This is a genomic window from Turicibacter sp. St.80E1 (assembly GCF_059728495.1).
In genome coordinates this window covers 1-16,570 of record NZ_AP039386.1, presented here as the reverse complement: position 1 = coordinate 16,570, position 16,570 = coordinate 1, and the positions used below count along the sequence as shown (strand labels likewise).

General features: G+C 34.5%; 13 protein-coding genes. All 13 read right to left on the bottom strand.

Annotated features, from left to right (window positions below):
* Window positions 1–83 precede the first annotated feature (83 nt).
* The 13 genes from gyrA to dnaA all read right to left on the bottom strand — a co-directional run bounded on the left by gyrA (window position 84) and on the right by dnaA (window position 16,470).
* Complete coding sequence (gyrA, locus tag AC6I0I_RS00065; RefSeq protein WP_161831448.1) at window positions 84–2,591, bottom strand: DNA gyrase subunit A; 2,508 nt, start codon at window positions 2,589–2,591, stop codon at window positions 84–86.
* Between the two features lie 34 nt (window positions 2,592–2,625).
* Window positions 2,626–4,548, bottom strand: coding sequence for a DNA topoisomerase (ATP-hydrolyzing) subunit B (gene gyrB, locus AC6I0I_RS00060; RefSeq protein WP_262953765.1), 1,923 nt, complete (start codon window positions 4,546–4,548; stop codon window positions 2,626–2,628).
* Window positions 4,514–5,650: a DNA replication/repair protein RecF gene (gene recF, locus AC6I0I_RS00055; RefSeq protein ID WP_161831444.1), complete on the bottom strand. Its 1,137-nt coding sequence runs from the start codon at window positions 5,648–5,650 to the stop codon at window positions 4,514–4,516. Before recF ends, gyrB begins: the two co-directional genes overlap by 35 nt.
* A 12-nt stretch (window positions 5,651–5,662) precedes the next feature.
* Window positions 5,663–5,941: a S4 domain-containing protein YaaA gene (gene yaaA / locus AC6I0I_RS00050; RefSeq protein WP_432766966.1), complete on the bottom strand. Its 279-nt coding sequence runs from the start codon at window positions 5,939–5,941 to the stop codon at window positions 5,663–5,665.
* A gap of 257 nt (window positions 5,942–6,198) precedes the next feature.
* Window positions 6,199–6,405: a DUF951 domain-containing protein gene (locus tag AC6I0I_RS00045; RefSeq protein WP_161831442.1), complete on the bottom strand. Its 207-nt coding sequence runs from the start codon at window positions 6,403–6,405 to the stop codon at window positions 6,199–6,201.
* Complete coding sequence (locus AC6I0I_RS00040; protein WP_237658889.1) at window positions 6,405–7,340, bottom strand: mechanosensitive ion channel family protein; 936 nt, start codon at window positions 7,338–7,340, stop codon at window positions 6,405–6,407. The genes AC6I0I_RS00045 and AC6I0I_RS00040 overlap by 1 nt, the downstream gene beginning before the upstream one ends.
* A gap of 16 nt (window positions 7,341–7,356) precedes the next feature.
* Entirely contained in the window at window positions 7,357–8,232 is an 876-nt protein-coding gene (locus AC6I0I_RS00035; protein ID WP_161831440.1) for a ParB/RepB/Spo0J family partition protein, read from the bottom strand.
* Window positions 8,219–8,989: a ParA family protein gene (locus AC6I0I_RS00030; RefSeq protein ID WP_161831438.1), complete on the bottom strand. Its 771-nt coding sequence runs from the start codon at window positions 8,987–8,989 to the stop codon at window positions 8,219–8,221. Before AC6I0I_RS00030 ends, AC6I0I_RS00035 begins: the two co-directional genes overlap by 14 nt.
* A gap of 320 nt (window positions 8,990–9,309) precedes the next feature.
* On the bottom strand, window positions 9,310–10,131 hold the full coding sequence (noc, locus tag AC6I0I_RS00025; RefSeq protein WP_161831436.1) for a nucleoid occlusion protein: 822 nt from the start codon (window positions 10,129–10,131) through the stop codon (window positions 9,310–9,312).
* Window positions 10,132–10,248: 117 nt separating this feature from the next.
* On the bottom strand, window positions 10,249–10,962 hold the full coding sequence (rsmG, locus tag AC6I0I_RS00020; RefSeq protein WP_161831434.1) for a 16S rRNA (guanine(527)-N(7))-methyltransferase RsmG: 714 nt from the start codon (window positions 10,960–10,962) through the stop codon (window positions 10,249–10,251).
* A 64-nt stretch (window positions 10,963–11,026) separates the two neighbouring features.
* On the bottom strand, window positions 11,027–12,898 hold the full coding sequence (gene mnmG, locus AC6I0I_RS00015) for a tRNA uridine-5-carboxymethylaminomethyl(34) synthesis enzyme MnmG (protein ID WP_161831432.1): 1,872 nt from the start codon (window positions 12,896–12,898) through the stop codon (window positions 11,027–11,029).
* A 908-nt stretch (window positions 12,899–13,806) separates the two neighbouring features.
* Complete coding sequence (gene dnaN / locus AC6I0I_RS00010) at window positions 13,807–14,943, bottom strand: DNA polymerase III subunit beta (RefSeq protein ID WP_161831430.1); 1,137 nt, start codon at window positions 14,941–14,943, stop codon at window positions 13,807–13,809.
* Between the two features lie 180 nt (window positions 14,944–15,123).
* Window positions 15,124–16,470: a chromosomal replication initiator protein DnaA gene (gene dnaA, locus AC6I0I_RS00005; protein ID WP_262953766.1), complete on the bottom strand. Its 1,347-nt coding sequence runs from the start codon at window positions 16,468–16,470 to the stop codon at window positions 15,124–15,126.
* Window positions 16,471–16,570 lie beyond the last annotated feature (100 nt).

The window sequence follows — 16,570 nt, the reverse complement described above, 5'->3', positions numbered from 1 at the left end:
GCACTAAGACCTTTTTTTGTCAATATTAGTATATTAATTGTATTATATTATATACCTCTTTAACACAAATTATTTCTTTTTTACTATTCTGACTCTGGTTTATTGTCTAACTCTGCTCCTTCAGCAACCTTTTGGACTTCTTCACTAACTAGTTGTGACTCGTCAGACTCCTCATGTTCAACAATTGCAACACTAGACACTAATTGTTCATCAGTTAGTCGAATTAATTTTACCCCTTGTGTTGCACGGCCAGTTTGTGAAATTTGTTGAATTGGTGTTCGGATAATAACCCCTTTATTTGTTACAATTATTAGATCCTCATCCCCATTTACAGCCTTCATGGCCACTAATGTTCCGTTTTTATCCGTGATAGTTAACGTTTTAACACCTTTTCCACCACGTTTTGTTTTGCGATATTCTTTAATTGAAGTTCGTTTACCAAATCCGTTCTCTGTTACTACAAGAATTTCTTGGTCCGTTGTGACCATTTCCATTCCAATTGCAACTTCATCTTCCTCTAAGAAAATACCTCGAACACCAGCTGCTGTACGTCCCATTGGACGAACCTCAGTCTCATCAAACCAAACAGCTTTTCCACCACTAGAAGCAATAATAATATCATCTTGTCCAGATGTTTTTCTTACCCCGATAAGTTCATCGTCTTCCCTTAACGATAGGGCAATAAGACCATTCGTTCGGATATGTCCAAAGGCCGATAAAGTAGTACGTTTTACGACACCAAATCGTGTAGCAAAGAATAAAAATTCATCATCATTAAATTCTTTAACTGGGATAATTGCACTAATGTATTCATCCTGCGCGATTTCAATAATATTTACAATAGGTAATCCCTTAGCCGTACGCCCGTATTCCGGAATCGTATATGCCTTTTTCTGATAAACTTTTCCCTTACTTGTAAAGAACAGTAAATGATCGTGGGTAGATGTTGATAATAATTCTTTTACATAATCATCATCATGCGTCCCCATTCCTTGGACCCCTCGACCTCCACGATTTTGAGATCGATACGTTGATATCGGTTGACGTTTAATATATCCATTATTAGTCAAGGTGATAATAACTTGTTCCTCTGGAATTAGATCTTCATCTTCAATATCAAAATCAGAACCCCGAACAATCTGAGTGCGACGCTCATCACCATGTTTTTGCTTAACTTCAAGTAATTCTTCACGAATGATTGCATGAACACGTGATTCATTCGCCAAAATATCTTTTAAATCAGCAATTAAAACGACTAAATTTTGATATTCATCTTCTATTTTACCTCGTTCTAATCCTGTTAAACGGCGAAGGCGCATCTCTAAAATAGCTTTCCCTTGACGTTCCGATAAAGAGAATTCTGACATTAATGAATTTAACGCTTCTTCATCATTAGAAGAACCACGAATGATTGCAATAATTCGATCAATATGATCCAAAGCAATACGTAATCCTTCTAAAATATGAGCACGATCTTCGGCCTTATCCAAGTCGAATTTTGTACGACGAACAATAACTTCTACCTGATGTTTAATATATTCTGAAATAATCTCTTTTAGGTTCAATACTTTAGGCTGCCCATCGACTAAAGCTAACATATTAATACCGTAGGAAACCTGTAATTGAGTTAACTTAAATAAATTGTTTAACATCACCTGTGGATTAACATCTTTACGCAATTCAATAACAATACGTGTTCCTTCACGATTCGATTCATTTCGTAAATCCGTAATCCCATCTAAACGCTTTTCCTTAACTAACTCAGCAATTTTCTCAATTAAACGTTCACGATTAACCTGATAAGGAATTTCAGTTACTAAAATAGAATATTTGCCACCATGACCTTCAACGATTTCACATTGAGAACGAATCATAATTGATCCATTTCCTGTTTCGTAAGCTGAACGAATTCCTTTCGTACCTAAAATTAGCGCACCTGTAGGTAAATCAGGCCCCTTAATAAACTGCATCAAACCCAAAATATCAATTTCAGGATTGTCCATATAAGCTAAACAACCATCAATAACTTCCGATAGGTTATGAGGTGGAATATTCGTGGCCATACCGACTGCTATCCCGGTTGTCCCATTAACTAGTAGACTTGGAAACCTTGCCGGTAACACAACAGGTTCTTGTTCCTCACCATCAAAGTTAGGTTGGAAATCAATCGTATTTTTATTAATATCCCGCATCATTTCCATTGCTAATTTCGACATTCTCGCTTCAGTATAACGCATTGCGGCCGCTCCATCGCCATCAATCGAACCAAAGTTACCATGCCCATCAACTAAAGGATAACGATAACTAAAATCTTGTGCCATACGTACCATCGCATCATAAACAGATGAATCGCCGTGAGGATGGTACTTAGCGATAACATCCCCAACAATACGGGCAGACTTTTTATATGGTTTATCACTGTGCATTCCTAAGTCATTCATCGAATATAAAATTCGACGATGAACAGGTTTCAATCCATCACGAACATCTGGTAGAGCACGTGATACGATAACACTCATCGCATAATCAATAAAAGAGGTTCTCATTTCTTTAGCAATATTATGCGGTTTTACTTGGTCATATCCAGACATTTTCGTTCCTCCTGATACTATCTATTGCTTTGAATTAGAAATCTAAATTTGTCACATATTTTGCATTAGCATCGATAAATTCTCGACGAGGTTCAACACGATCACCCATTAAAATATCAAAAATTTCATCTGCTTCAACAGCATCTTCAAGAGTAACCTGTAATAATGTACGCACCTCTGGATCCATCGTCGTCTCCCATAACTGTTCAGCATTCATCTCTCCAAGACCTTTATAACGTTGGACATTTGGACGTGGCGTTGGTGACAATGTTTCCATAACCGCATCAAGCTCCTCAGGTGAATATACATACTCAATTCTTTTCCCTTGTGTAACCTTATAAAGTGGTGGTTGAGCAATATATACATACCCTTTTTCAACTAAAGGTCTCATATATCTATAAAAGAACGTTAATAATAGTGTTCGAATATGTGCTCCATCAACATCGGCATCGGTCATAATAACTACCTTATGATAACGGGCCTTTTCAATATCAAATTCATCCCCTACTCCAGTTCCGATGGCATGGATCATACTCTTAATCTCATTATTTGCATAAACTTTGTCGATTCTGGCTTTTTCAACGTTTAATACCTTTCCTCGTAGTGGCAAAATGGCCTGAAACTTATTATCTCGTCCCTGTTTTGCCGATCCACCCGCTGAATCTCCCTCGACTATAAATAACTCAGAAATTTGGGCATCGCGCGATTGACAATCGGCTAGCTTACTCTTAAATCCAAGAGATTCTAATGGCGATTTACGACGAACCATTTCACGGGCACGCTTCGCCGCCATTCTTGCACGCGCCGCCATCAATGCCTTATCAATAATAATCCTTGCCGCTTGCGGATTCTCCATTAAAAATCGTTCAAAACCTTCTGAAAAAATATTATCCGCAATACGACGAACTTCGCTATTCCCCAGTTTTGTTTTAGTCTGTCCCTCAAACTGAGGATCTGGGTGCTTCGCTGAAATAATTGCCGTTAATCCTTCCCGAATATCCTCACCGATAAGGGCATCATCGCTCTTTAACAAATTCAATTTTTTAGCATAACTATTGATAATACGTGTTAATGCCGCACGGAAACCAGCTTCATGAGTCCCTCCCTCATGTGTATTAATATTATTCGCAAATGAATAAATATTTCCCGCAACACCCGTATTATACTGCATTGCAATTTCAACGCTAATTCCATCGCGCTCACCTTCAACATGAATGACCTCGTCGTGAATTACTTCTTTATTTTTATTTAAGAAGCGAACATATTCACTAATACCGCCTTCATAGTGAAATTCATGACGTTGTGGTTTATCAGACCTTAAGTCCTCTAGTGTAATCTTTAATCCTTTATTTAAAAATGCTAACTCACGAATACGATTGCGCAAGATATCATAGTCATAAACTGTTGTTTCTGTAAAAATAGTCGGATCCGGCTTAAATTTAACCTCTGTCCCCGTTGAATCAGATTCACCGATAACATGCAACTCATCAATTGGTGTCCCCTTTTCAAATTGTTGAAAATATTTTTTACCGTTACGGTTTACCGTTACCTCTAGATGTTCAGATAAGGCATTAACAACTGAGGCCCCTACACCATGTAATCCCCCAGAAACCTTATATCCTCCACCGCCAAATTTTCCTCCAGCATGAAGTACCGTATAAACCGTTTCAACAGTCGATTTCCCTGTTTGCTTATGAATATCTACTGGAATTCCCCGACCATTATCTTTTACAATTATCTCGTTATTTTCCGTAATAACGACATTGATTTCTGTACAATAACCCGCTAAGGCCTCGTCAATCGAGTTATCTACAATTTCCCAAACTAAATGGTGTAATCCACGGCCACTCGTTGAACCAATATACATTCCTGGTCTTTTACGAACCGCCTCTAAACCTTCTAGGACTTGAATATTACTTGCATCATACTGTTGTGTGTTCGTCATTTCCTGCGTCATTCATATCACCTATCCTAATCTTTGCATTATTAATCGTAAAAATATCAGCTAATTCAATCATAAATTTATCAATTCCGTCAATATTTGTTGTCGTAATAAAGGTTTGTACCTTATTTTTTATCGTATTTAGTAATTGAGTTTGACGAACATCATCTAACTCACTTAAAACATCATCCAATAATAAAATAGGATACTCATTTAAAACAGAATAAATCAACTCAATCTCGGCCAATTTCATCGATAATGATGCTGTTCTTTGCTGACCCTGTGATCCAAATTGATGAGTATTTACCCCATTAATTGAAACACCGAAATCATCACGATGGGGACCTAAACTAGTTGATCCTAATTGAATATCCTGATCATACAACTCTTTATATTTTTTTAGCAATACTTCTTCGCTTAACTCCAAGTTCTTAAATGAATTTATATAGTTTAAACTAATATCCTCTAACTGGTTAGAGATTTCTCCGTGAATTTCCTTTGAAAACAACTCTAGTTTATTTAAAAAATCAATGCGGCTATTTAGCACATAAATAGCATGTGGAACTAATTGTTCAGTAATAACATCTAAAAGCAAATCATCCGTACGATTCAATCGTAATTGCTTTAATAACTCGTTTCTTTGCTTTAATAACTTCGAATATTGGCCTAAATGAAATAGATATGATGGTGATAACTGCCCAATCTCCATATCCATAAATCGACGACGATACTGGGGACCACCCTTAACCAAGGATAGATCTTCTGGGGCGAACATTACAACGATCAACTTACCTACATAATCACTTAACTTCTTCTGGTCAACTCCGTTATAACTCGCCTTTTTCCCCTTTTTAGAAATAACTAAGGATAATTGCAACCTATCACGTTCACGGGTAATATCAGCCTCAATACGAGCAAAATCCTCATTAAATAAAATGAGTTGAGAATCCTTACTCGTCCGGTGTGATTTAGTCGTCGATAAAACGTAAATTGACTCAATCAAACTTGTTTTCCCCTGTGCGTTATTTCCAATAATAATATTAATATTTTTTTTAAACTCGACAGTAGCCTGTTGATAATTTCTAAACTGCTTTAATGATAATCGATTAATAAACATTAATCTAACCCTCTATTTCTGGATTAAAATAATAAACTCACCAAACTCTTCAATGGATACAATATCACCCGGATATAGCTTTCGACCACGACGATTATCTTGTTCACCGTTTATAAAAACCGGGATTTCTTCTAAAAAGAATTTTACACTTCCGCCGCTTTCAATTAAATTCTCATACTTTAAAAACTGACCTAGTGTAATATATTCACTTGTAATAAAAACTTCAGTTTGCATACTAATCACCTTTTTCTTTCTATATATATTATAGCATAATTGGTAACTTTTTAACACGATAAACCGTCCTAAAAAAACTCTCAAATCCACTGATTTTAACGCCTTTTCTCCACTTTTCCCTATATAAAAAAAGGGGATTTTTATCCTCATCTCTAACGTTTCTAAAAAGTATGTTTATTACTAAAGAATTTCCTTGATTCCCCCTCCCAGAGATGTCCACAACTATATTTTAAAACGAAAGTTTTATGACACTAAAATGCATACTCTAAATAAAAAGAGGATTTAGTCGCTCAATGGCGTCCTAAATCCCCACATTAGTCCTCACTAATTTGTGAAGACTCTAAAACTTTTTTTAATTTCTTTTTAAAATCTGGCCTTGGCATCATTAAAACTCTCTCACAGTGACAACACTTGATTTTAATATCAGCCCCTAAACGAATAACTTGCCAACGATTAGTTCCACAGGGGTGCTGTTTTTTCATTTCAACAATATCATTCAAACCAAATGATGCATTATTCACTACTGTGCCCCTCCTTCATTCTTCTGATAAATTACCATTTTAGAATATGGAATCTCAATATTATGCTGGTCAAAAGATTTTTTTATTAATCGACGTAACTCACGTTGAATATGCCATTGTTGTAATGGTGAAACCTCTGCTATCATTCGAATAACAATTGCTGAATCAGCTAATTCTTGTACACCTAAAATTTGTGGCAACTGTAAAATAGTCTCATATTTATCAAAAGCGTCTTGTGCTACACCCTCTAATACTAAAATTGCTTGATCAATATCGGCCTCGTATGCAATGCTAATATCCAACACGGCTTGTCCATTTGAAACCGAGTGATTAATCACCTTACCTATATTTCCATTAGGAATAATCACAATTTCCCCGGTTAAGACACGAATCTTTACAGATCTTAATCCAATTTCTGTTACTGTTCCTGTATTCCCGTCAATTTCTACAAAGTCTCCTACTGAAAATAGGTCTTCAAAAATGATAAAAAATCCCATCGTAATATCATCTAACATACTCTTTGCGGCAAATCCAATTACAACAAAGAAGGCACTGGACGCAATTAATAAATTTTGAAGTGGAATAAAAATAGATACTAACCATAGAATCAAAACAATATTAACAGTATATCGCCAAATATTTAAAGACAGGCTTTCAAATGTTTCTTTTCGTCTCTCTGTTCCCCCAGTAACCTTCTGAATACGTTCAACATTTACAGCAAAGGCTTTTTTCAACATGTTCTTTCCAAGCCTTCTTATAACTGACATGATTACACAAACTAAAATTACACTAATAATTTTGAATCCCACGTTAATTAGTAACTCGTTTAATTGTTCCTTCGCAAAAAAATTCTGAATTCTATCAGCAAGTGCTAGAGAAATAGCAAAAAACGGATTTACTTTTATTATATCTGGACTAAAAAACAAAAAATTCAATTAACTTCCTCCTCATTTACTCTAATCCCATCATCTCCAGTAATCTATTTAAATCATCCATTGTCATATAATCAATAATAATTTGGCCTTTACCATTTTTTTCTTTAAGTTTAACCTTTGTTCCAAAATAAGATTTTAAATTAGATTCGACATATTCTAGGTGCGGATTTACTATTTTTTTTATTTTCTTCTCTTCTGCCGGATGTGTAATTCCAATTTCTTTTATTAAATCCTCTAGTTCACGAACCGAAATTTGTTTTTCTTTAATAATATTTACGAGCTTTAAGACTAACTGTTCATCCTTTAATCCCGCTAAAACTTTACCGTGTCCCACCGAAATTACACCATTTTCGATTTCTTCCTGTACCGATTGTGGTAATTGTAATAAGCGCATCGTATTGGCAATATAAGCACGGCTTTTCCCTAAACGTTCTCCCAATCGTTCCTGTGTTAGGTCTAACTTTTGGATTAGTAAACGATACGCCTCTGCCTCTTCAATAGCTGTTAAATCCTCGCGTTGTAAATTTTCAATTAATGCATATTCCATCATCAAATGATCATTAAATTCACGGATAATAGCCGGAATAGTCTTTAATCCTGCCTGTATGGCCGCTCGAAAACGTCTTTCTCCAGCGATAATTATATAACCTTTTATGTCTTTTTTCACAATAATTGGCTGAAAAACACCATGTTCTTTAATTGACATGGCTAATTCTTTAATTTTTGTTTCATCAAAATATTTACGTGGTTGATATGGATTAGGTCTTAAATCACCGACTTCTAATTGATGAATAACCTCTCCCTCTTTTACCTGTTCAAAAGACTCTAGGCTTTCAATGTCATGTTCTTGAAATAGTGCACCTAATCCTCTACCCAATCTATTCGCTGACATTATTTTTCACCACCTCTTTAGCTAAATCTAGATAAAATTGAGCTGCTGTTGATTTCTGATCATACGCAATAATAGACTTACCAAAGGATGGCGCCTCACTCAATCTAACTAAACGTGGAATAATTGTATTAAATACCTTTTCTTTAAAATATAGCTTAACCTCATTAATCACATCTAGTCCTAATCGTGTTCTACGATCAAGCATAGTAAGAAGTACACCTTCAATCGATAAATTTCGATTCAGGCGGCGTTGAACAATACGAATTGTATTTAATAATTGTGTTAATCCCTCTAACGCATAATACTCACATTGAACAGGGATTAATGTGGAATCCGCTGCTGATAATGCATTGATTGTTAAAAGACCTAATGATGGTGGACAATCGATAATGATATAGTCGAAATAATCCTTTACCTGATCTAATTTAGGTAATAACTTAAATTCACGGTCTTTTTCCATAACAATCATAGATTCAAATCCTGCTAATTCTTGAGACGAGGGGATTAAAAATAAATTTTCCTCATTCGTTTTTAAAATTACTTGACTCGTTGGTGTCTCGTCCACCAGTAAATCAAAAACCGTTAACTCAGCGTCTCCTTTATAAACACCAATACCTGTAGAGGCGTTAGCTTGGGGATCCATATCAACAAGTAATACTTTATGACCCAAGTAAGCCAAGGATGCTGATAAGTTAATACTAGATGTCGTCTTACCAACTCCACCTTTTTGGTTCGTTATAGCGATAATTTTCCCCATATTAACCCTCCTAAAGTCATACTTGCTAATATTTTACCACGAAATGATAAGTTATGAGAAATAAATTTGGAACTTAATCAGTAAATTTTGGGTTTTATAAAGGTACACATTATACCCAATAAATATTATTTCCAAACATGCTATTTTTATGAAAAAAATTGGTTTTTCCCGCCTTAAAATATCATCTAATTATTGCTGGTTATAGTATTAAAAGAAAGTTCCTGTGGATAACAAAAAGATTTTATCCACACCTGCCCAATAGAACCCTCGTTCACTGTTATTTAATAACAAAAAAAAGGGGCCTATGACCACAGACCCCTTTACTGCTTACGCTTAGGTAAAGAAATTTTAATAACATAGGAATCGTCTAATTCCTCAGTTTCGTGATTTACCCTCATCCCAGTTTTTTCAACCATCATAATAGCCTGTTTAAAGGTATTCATAGCAATTCGACAGTCTCTTGGCATACGAGAAATAGTCTTGGCTTTCACTGGTTTTTCCTTTGGATTTAATGTCTCGTCTATTAAGCGTTCTGTTTCCGAGACATTTAAATCCTTCTCTATAATTTTTTGCAATAATTGCTCTTGCAATTGAAAATCCTTTACTGTCAATAGCGCACGTGCGTGTCGTTCTGTAATATTACGCTCCAAAACTGCCTGTTGCACCGCTTCACCTAAGTTTAATAAGCGAATTTTATTCGCAACAGTCGACTGAGATTTCCCCATCTGTTTCGCTAGAGTGGCCTGCGTAATACCATGTAACTCAATCAATTGTTTATATGCCATAGCCTCCTCAATAGCCGTTAAATCCTCACGTTGAATATTTTCAACGATTGCAATTGATGCTGATTGGCGATCATCATAATCCCTTATAATAGCTGGAACTTTTTCCAAACCTATTAGCTTTGAGGCACGATAACGTCTTTCCCCAGCAATAATTTCATAACCGCCTTCAAATTGACGAACAACTATAGGTTGAATTACTCCGTGTTCTTTAATCGATTCCGATAACTCAGAAATCTTTTCATCATTAAAGATATTTCGTGGTTGATATTTATTTGGAATAATTTTCGCAATAGGTAATTGAATAACTTCATCCTTTGGTTGGTTACGAGAATCATCCCTTAAAAATATATTAAACACCCTGAATCCCCCCTTATAATAACAGTTAAAAATCACTCTTAATATTTAAATTATAGCTTATTTTTCTGCTTTTTTCTAGGATTTCTATAGCTTTACCCTGGCCCATGACATTTAAGCCTATTTTAATGGTTTATTTTTAATTTGACCATAAGCCCTAGGATACTTATTAGGTGTTTTTTTGTGTTTTTTTGTATAAATATTAGTGCGTGATCCCGCTTCCTCGGGTAATTCTATTTGTTTAACATCAATAATCTGTACACCTAAAGTTTCGAGTGCCCGCTTTGACTCTATTAACTCATCTTCACCTGTTTGTCCCTTTAAGGCAATAAAATATCCCTCTTCTTTAACCAATGGAACACACAACTCGGAAAGAATGTTTAATCGCGCAACCGCACGGGCAGTTACAATATCAAAGGACTCCCTATGACGACCTGCATATTCTTCCGCCCTAGAATGATACGCCTGAATGTCTTTTAACTTGGTCTCGTTGATAACATGATTTAAAAAGTTAACTCTTTTTCCTAGCGAATCGACCAAATCCATTTTTAAATGTGGGAATACAATTTTTACAGGCAATGCTGGAAATCCAGCCCCAGATCCGACATCACATAGTGTTCTACAATTTCCAATCTCCTCAAACATCAAGAAGCCAATTAAGGAATCATAAAAATGCTTTAAATAAACTTCATTAACTTCAGTAATTCCTGTTAAATTCATTTTTTCGTTCCACTCTACTAATAATTCATAATATCGGTGCAACTGCCATTTTTGTTCTTCGCTTAAATCAATACCAAACTCTTTTAGTCTACTGTAAAATTGTTCTGGTGTCATAAAAAACCTCTCCTTAGCCCAAAAGAGTTAAGAGATCCTTTCCCTTAACTCTCAATTTATATTTTTACTTATTAAATCTTCCAGATTCAATATAAACCATTAAAATTGAAATATCCGCTGGATTTACTCCCGAAATACGGCTAGCCTGTCCAATTGTTAATGGACGTACATCTTTAAGTTTTTGTTTCGCTTCTATAGCAAGATTTGGAACATCATCGTAGTCAATTGAAATGGGGATTTTCTTTTCTTCAACCTTACGCAATTTTTCTACCTGTTGAAGAGCCTTATTAATATATCCTTCATACTTAACCTGAATTTCAACTTGCTCAATAACTTCTTTAGAAATATCCACATTTTTTTCATCGATAAGGTTGTGGATATGTGTGTAAGTTATTTCAGGGCGCTTTAATAAATCAATTGCTGTAATCCCATCTTTCAGTGGAGAAGAAGGAATACTTAATAAATACTCATTAGTATTTCCCTTCGGAGTAATTTTAATCATCGATAAACGTTCTTTTTCTAATGCGATAGCTTCTTTCTTATTTAAGAATTTTTTATACTTTTCTTCACTTACCAATCCAACCTGGTAACCATACTCTCTTAACCTCATATCTGCATTATCATGACGTAATAACAAGCGATACTCCGCGCGAGAAGTTAATAAACGATAAGGTTCTAATGTCCCTTTTGTAACTAAATCATCTATTAAAACCCCAATATACGCCTCACTTCTTTTCAAGATTAACGGGTCTTTCCCTTGAATTCGTAATGCGGCATTAATTCCTGCCATAATTCCCTGACCGGCCGCCTCTTCATAACCACTTGTTCCATTAATCTGCCCTGCAGTATACAAATTTTTTACTAATTTCGTTTCTAGAGATGGCCATAATTGCGTAGGTTTGATGGCATCATACTCAATCGCATAGGCATATTTAACAATTCGACAATTTTCAAGTCCTGGTATTGTTCTAATCATTTTTTCTTGAATATCACGTGGTAAGCTACTTGAAAATCCCTGAACATAGATTTCAGGAATATGTTTACTTTCAGGCTCTAAAAAAATCTGATGTCTTGGTTTATCATTAAAACGAACTATTTTATCTTCAATTGAAGGACAATAACGAGGACCAACCCCTTCAACGGCACCTGAATACATCGATGAGCGTTCTAGATTTTCCATTATAATGTGGTGTGTATCCTCTCCAGTATAGGTTAAATAGCATGGAACTTGATTTTCTAACGGTAGGTGGTCAACGGTGTCGAAACTAAACGATCGAATGACGTTATCACCAGGTTGAATTTCAGTTTTCGAGAAATCAACACTATCCGCTGCTACACGTGGAGGGGTTCCTGTTTTTAAACGAAATAACTCAAAACCTAATTCCTTTAAATTATTTGATAAACCTAACGAGGTTTTTGCTCCGTCTGGACCACTTAAAGTGATTTCGTCACTAATCATTACTTTAGAATGCATATATGTACCGGTAGTAAGAATGACAGCTTTTGATAAAATCTTTTCTCCACTCTCTAACTGAACCCCTTTTACCTCTCCACTTTCGACAAGTAAGTTATCCACAATTTCTTCTATTACATCTAAATTTTCTTGGGATAAAACCGTCTTTTGCATTTCGCGTGGATAATCCACTTTGTCTGCCTGTGCCCTTAGTGCGCGAACGGCCGGACCCTTGCCTGTATTCAACATTCTCATCTGAATATGTGTTTTATCCGTATTAACCCCCATTTCACCGCCCAGGGCATCGATTTCGCGAACAACAATTCCTTTTGCCGGTCCCCCAATAGCTGGGTTACAAGGCATATGACCAATGCGACTAATATCTCCTGTTATCATCAAGGTTTTACACCCCATCCGCGATGGTGCCAATGCTGCTTCAATACCAGCATGTCCTCCACCGACAACGATTACATCATATATCATCAACTTCAACTCCTTATACAAAGATATTTTTTCATTCAACGTAACTATTTCATTTTACCTCTAAATGTCGACAATAAACAAGAAAAAAGAATATATCCCCTACATAGGCGGCTTTTTATCCCTTTTTTTCAACGAAATACAACATTTTATTTCAAAAAAATAAATTACTTAAGAATTGAGTTTAATGAATTTCAGTATAAAATAATTGTTTTTTTACGTTCACCCCTGCATAATATAAATATCTATATTTTATATCAAAAACATCCCCCTTAATAAAACGACATTTTTTATTAATTAAACATTTTTTATATGAGATAAAAAGAGTGATTACTCATATTTTATGAAGATTGTCCATAATCCTCTCAATATAGTACATAACTCACACCGCATATTTACCTAGAAAAACCACTCAAACTTCTATTTAACATTCATATAAATATCATCCAAAATCGATCCTTTTTAAATCCAAACAAGACTGTTGCCTCTTTTCGAGGGAGGTATAAATGAAATTAATCTTTTTTAAAATTAGATGAAGACGGAAGAAATGAAAGATACTTATACTTATTTATGAACTGATTATATTTCATGGTGCATTCAATTATTTTAATTTTTTTGATCTCACAACAACGATAATCATCAATTTTATGTAATTATAAAGCTAACCCCCTCATTTATCCACAAATCAAAAATGTGGATAAGTTATTATTTCTCCGTTTATTAAATCACCAACTTTATTTTACAATACGATTGTTACGTAAACCCAAACGATATATTTTTACTAACGGCAGATTTACCCGTAACAATAACTTCCCCTACAAGCTTGTTTTTATCAATTCGTTTTATTATTGATGATTTTTATTTTTATTATTCATTATTTTTATAAAAAAAAGAGCCAATTGGCTCTTTTTTTATTCTGTTCGAATTGGAACAATAAGTTGAATTGTCGTCTCATCGTACTGATCTCGAAGAATAAATGGATACATATCTCCGTTAAAACTCATAATTACGCTTGATTTATTGATTGCTTTAAGAGCATCCAAGATGAATAAAGCACTACAAGCAATTCTTAATTCTCCTCCTGAAATCATTTCCACTTGGACCTCTTCCTCAACCTTTCCAATTGCCGGATAGTTAGCTGTAATTAGCATTTTATTTTCATTAGGTAAAATATTTAATTTGACAACCTTCGATTCTTGATCACGGGCAATCAAGGCAGCACGGTCAAAAGCCTCATATAATTCATGATAATTAGCCTTAATCTCAATCCCAAATGTTGTAGGAACAAAATCTTTAGTTTCTGGATATTCTCCATCTAGCAATCTTGATTGAAAAGAAATATTTCCAATCTGGAAAAGTACCTGGTTATGTGCTAAGTATACGTCAATTGCATCATGCGAATCATCTAAAATTTTTGATAATTCAATTAAACTACGTCCTGGAATAACAATATTAAAAGGTTCATGCAGCTTATTTAGTGGAATTACTTTTTTTGATAAGCGGTAACTATCTGTTGCAATACACATCAGTTCATCAGCATCATACCTGAAGTTCACCCCAGTTAAAACCGGCCTGTTTTCAATATGTGCAGTTGAAAAAACTGTCTGTCTTATAATCGTTTTTAACAATTGTTTTTCTAAATGAATCGGGTTATCATGTTTAATCAGTTCAATGTTCGGATATTCCGAAACATCTAATCCATTTAAGGTATACTCACTACGTCCACATTTAATAATGACATAATGTCCCTCAAAGGTGCTAATTTCTATGATATCCCCATTTAATTTCTTTATAATTTCAATAAAATATTTTCCTGGGATAATAATTGATCCAATCGAGTCAATCTGTATTACTTGTGTATCATTAACCTCTAACGGTAAAAACGTATTAATTGTAATATCTGAATCACTCGTAGTTAGATATAATCCTTCTTCAGAAACAACAAATTTGATTCCCATCAATGCAGGAAGAGGCGTTTTTGATGGAATCGCCTTACTAATATAAGACAGTTGGGTTAACAATAAATGACGATCAATCTTAATTTTCATCTGAATCACTCCTATATAGTTATATATTATTGCTGTTTAATAATCTTTTTAGTAATAAAATTTGTGGATATAGGGGATAAGGCTATCAAACCAAATAATAACAGTATCGGCACCCTGTGTGTAATATGTTGATATTATGTTGATAAATTAGCCCTTCATCTTCAAACCCATGTGTATAACTTATGATAATGTTTGTTTTAAGTCACTAACAGCCTTCTTTAAATCCGTATTATCCTTTAACTCTTTTTCTATTTTTTCGCATCCATGCATAATCGTTGTATGATCCCGCCCGCTAAATGCTTCACCAATTTTAGGAAATGAACTACCCGTTAATTCCCGAGTTAAAAACATGGCCACTTGTCTTGCATAAGCAATATTTTTTTTACGTTTTTTAGATAAAATATCCGCAACAGATACGTCGTAATAAGCCCCAACCTCTTTAATAATGTTATTTACATCAACTTTTGATTTTTTTTGCTCAGCCCTAAATAAATCTCTTAATGCTTCATTAGCTAATTCAATAGTGAAATCTGAGTTATTAATTGTCGCATAAAAAATTAATCTTTTTAAAGCTCCTTCTAATGTACGCACATTACTGTTAAATTTACTTGCGATAAACTCTAACACCTCTTCAGGAAATTCCTCTAAATTAATATTCTCCCCGGCCAATTTTTTTTTCATAATTTCTATACGTGTTTGGGTATCCGGAATTTGAATATCTGCTTGTAATCCCCACTCAAACCTCGAAGTTAAACGATCCATAATATCCTTCAAATCTGATGCCGGACGATCCGATGTAATAACAATTTGCTTATTACTATTATACAATTCATTAAATGTATTGAAGAATTCTGTTTGAGTTTGTTCTTTTTTGGACAAAAACTGTATGTCGTCTATTAAAAGAACATCGATATTTCGATATTTTTCTTTAAAAGATTCAAAATTATTATCTAATGTTGCATGACGGTAATCGTCAATAAACTTTTCAGAGGTACAGTATAAAATTCTCGACGAAGGATTATCATCTAAAATGAAATTTCCTATCGCTTGCATTAAATGGGTTTTTCCTAGTCCAACACCACCAAATATATATAAAGGATTCGCAACTTCCCCTGGTCGTTCAGCCACTTGAAGAGCAATCATGTACGCGAGTCGATTGCTTTTTCCAGCAACAAAACGATCAAAAGTGTATGTTGTATTTAAATTACCTCGATAATATTTTGGCAAATTAGGATCTGGCTTCGTTAAATCAAATGCCTGTTGATCATTTTTCACATAATCGGCAGTAATAAATTTAACATCATAATTTAAACCAGATACCTCTGCTATCATCTCTACAACTTCTTTTAAATAAAATTTATCTAGCATAAATTGTTCGTGATTGTTTTGAACAATAACGTACATTTTGTTATTTTTTATTTTATAAACCTTCTTAGGCGTGCTAAAGAACATATCAAAAGATTGTTGTGAAATATTTGACTTTAAACGATCAATAGCATCATCCCATATTCGTTGATATTTTTCCACCGTGTACACCTCATCTTAGAGTCTCTTCTATCAACATTATAGCATAACAAAATGTTAAAGAAGTCCACAAACTATAAAAAAAAATAAAAACTTATTAACA

Coding starts and splice junctions, on each gene's coding strand:
- gyrA (WP_161831448.1), bottom strand. CDS start 2,591: ATGTCTGGATATGACCAAGTAAAACCGCATAATATTGCTAAAGAAATG.
- dnaN (WP_161831430.1), bottom strand. CDS start 14,943: ATGAAAATTAAGATTGATCGTCATTTATTGTTAACCCAACTGTCTTAT.
- gyrB (WP_262953765.1), bottom strand. CDS start 4,548: ATGACGCAGGAAATGACGAACACACAACAGTATGATGCAAGTAATATT.
- AC6I0I_RS00030 (WP_161831438.1), bottom strand. CDS start 8,989: ATGGGGAAAATTATCGCTATAACGAACCAAAAAGGTGGAGTTGGTAAG.
- mnmG (WP_161831432.1), bottom strand. CDS start 12,898: ATGATATATGATGTAATCGTTGTCGGTGGAGGACATGCTGGTATTGAA.
- recF (WP_161831444.1), bottom strand. CDS start 5,650: ATGTTTATTAATCGATTATCATTAAAGCAGTTTAGAAATTATCAACAG.
- AC6I0I_RS00035 (WP_161831440.1), bottom strand. CDS start 8,232: ATGTCAGCGAATAGATTGGGTAGAGGATTAGGTGCACTATTTCAAGAA.
- rsmG (WP_161831434.1), bottom strand. CDS start 10,962: ATGACACCAGAACAATTTTACAGTAGACTAAAAGAGTTTGGTATTGAT.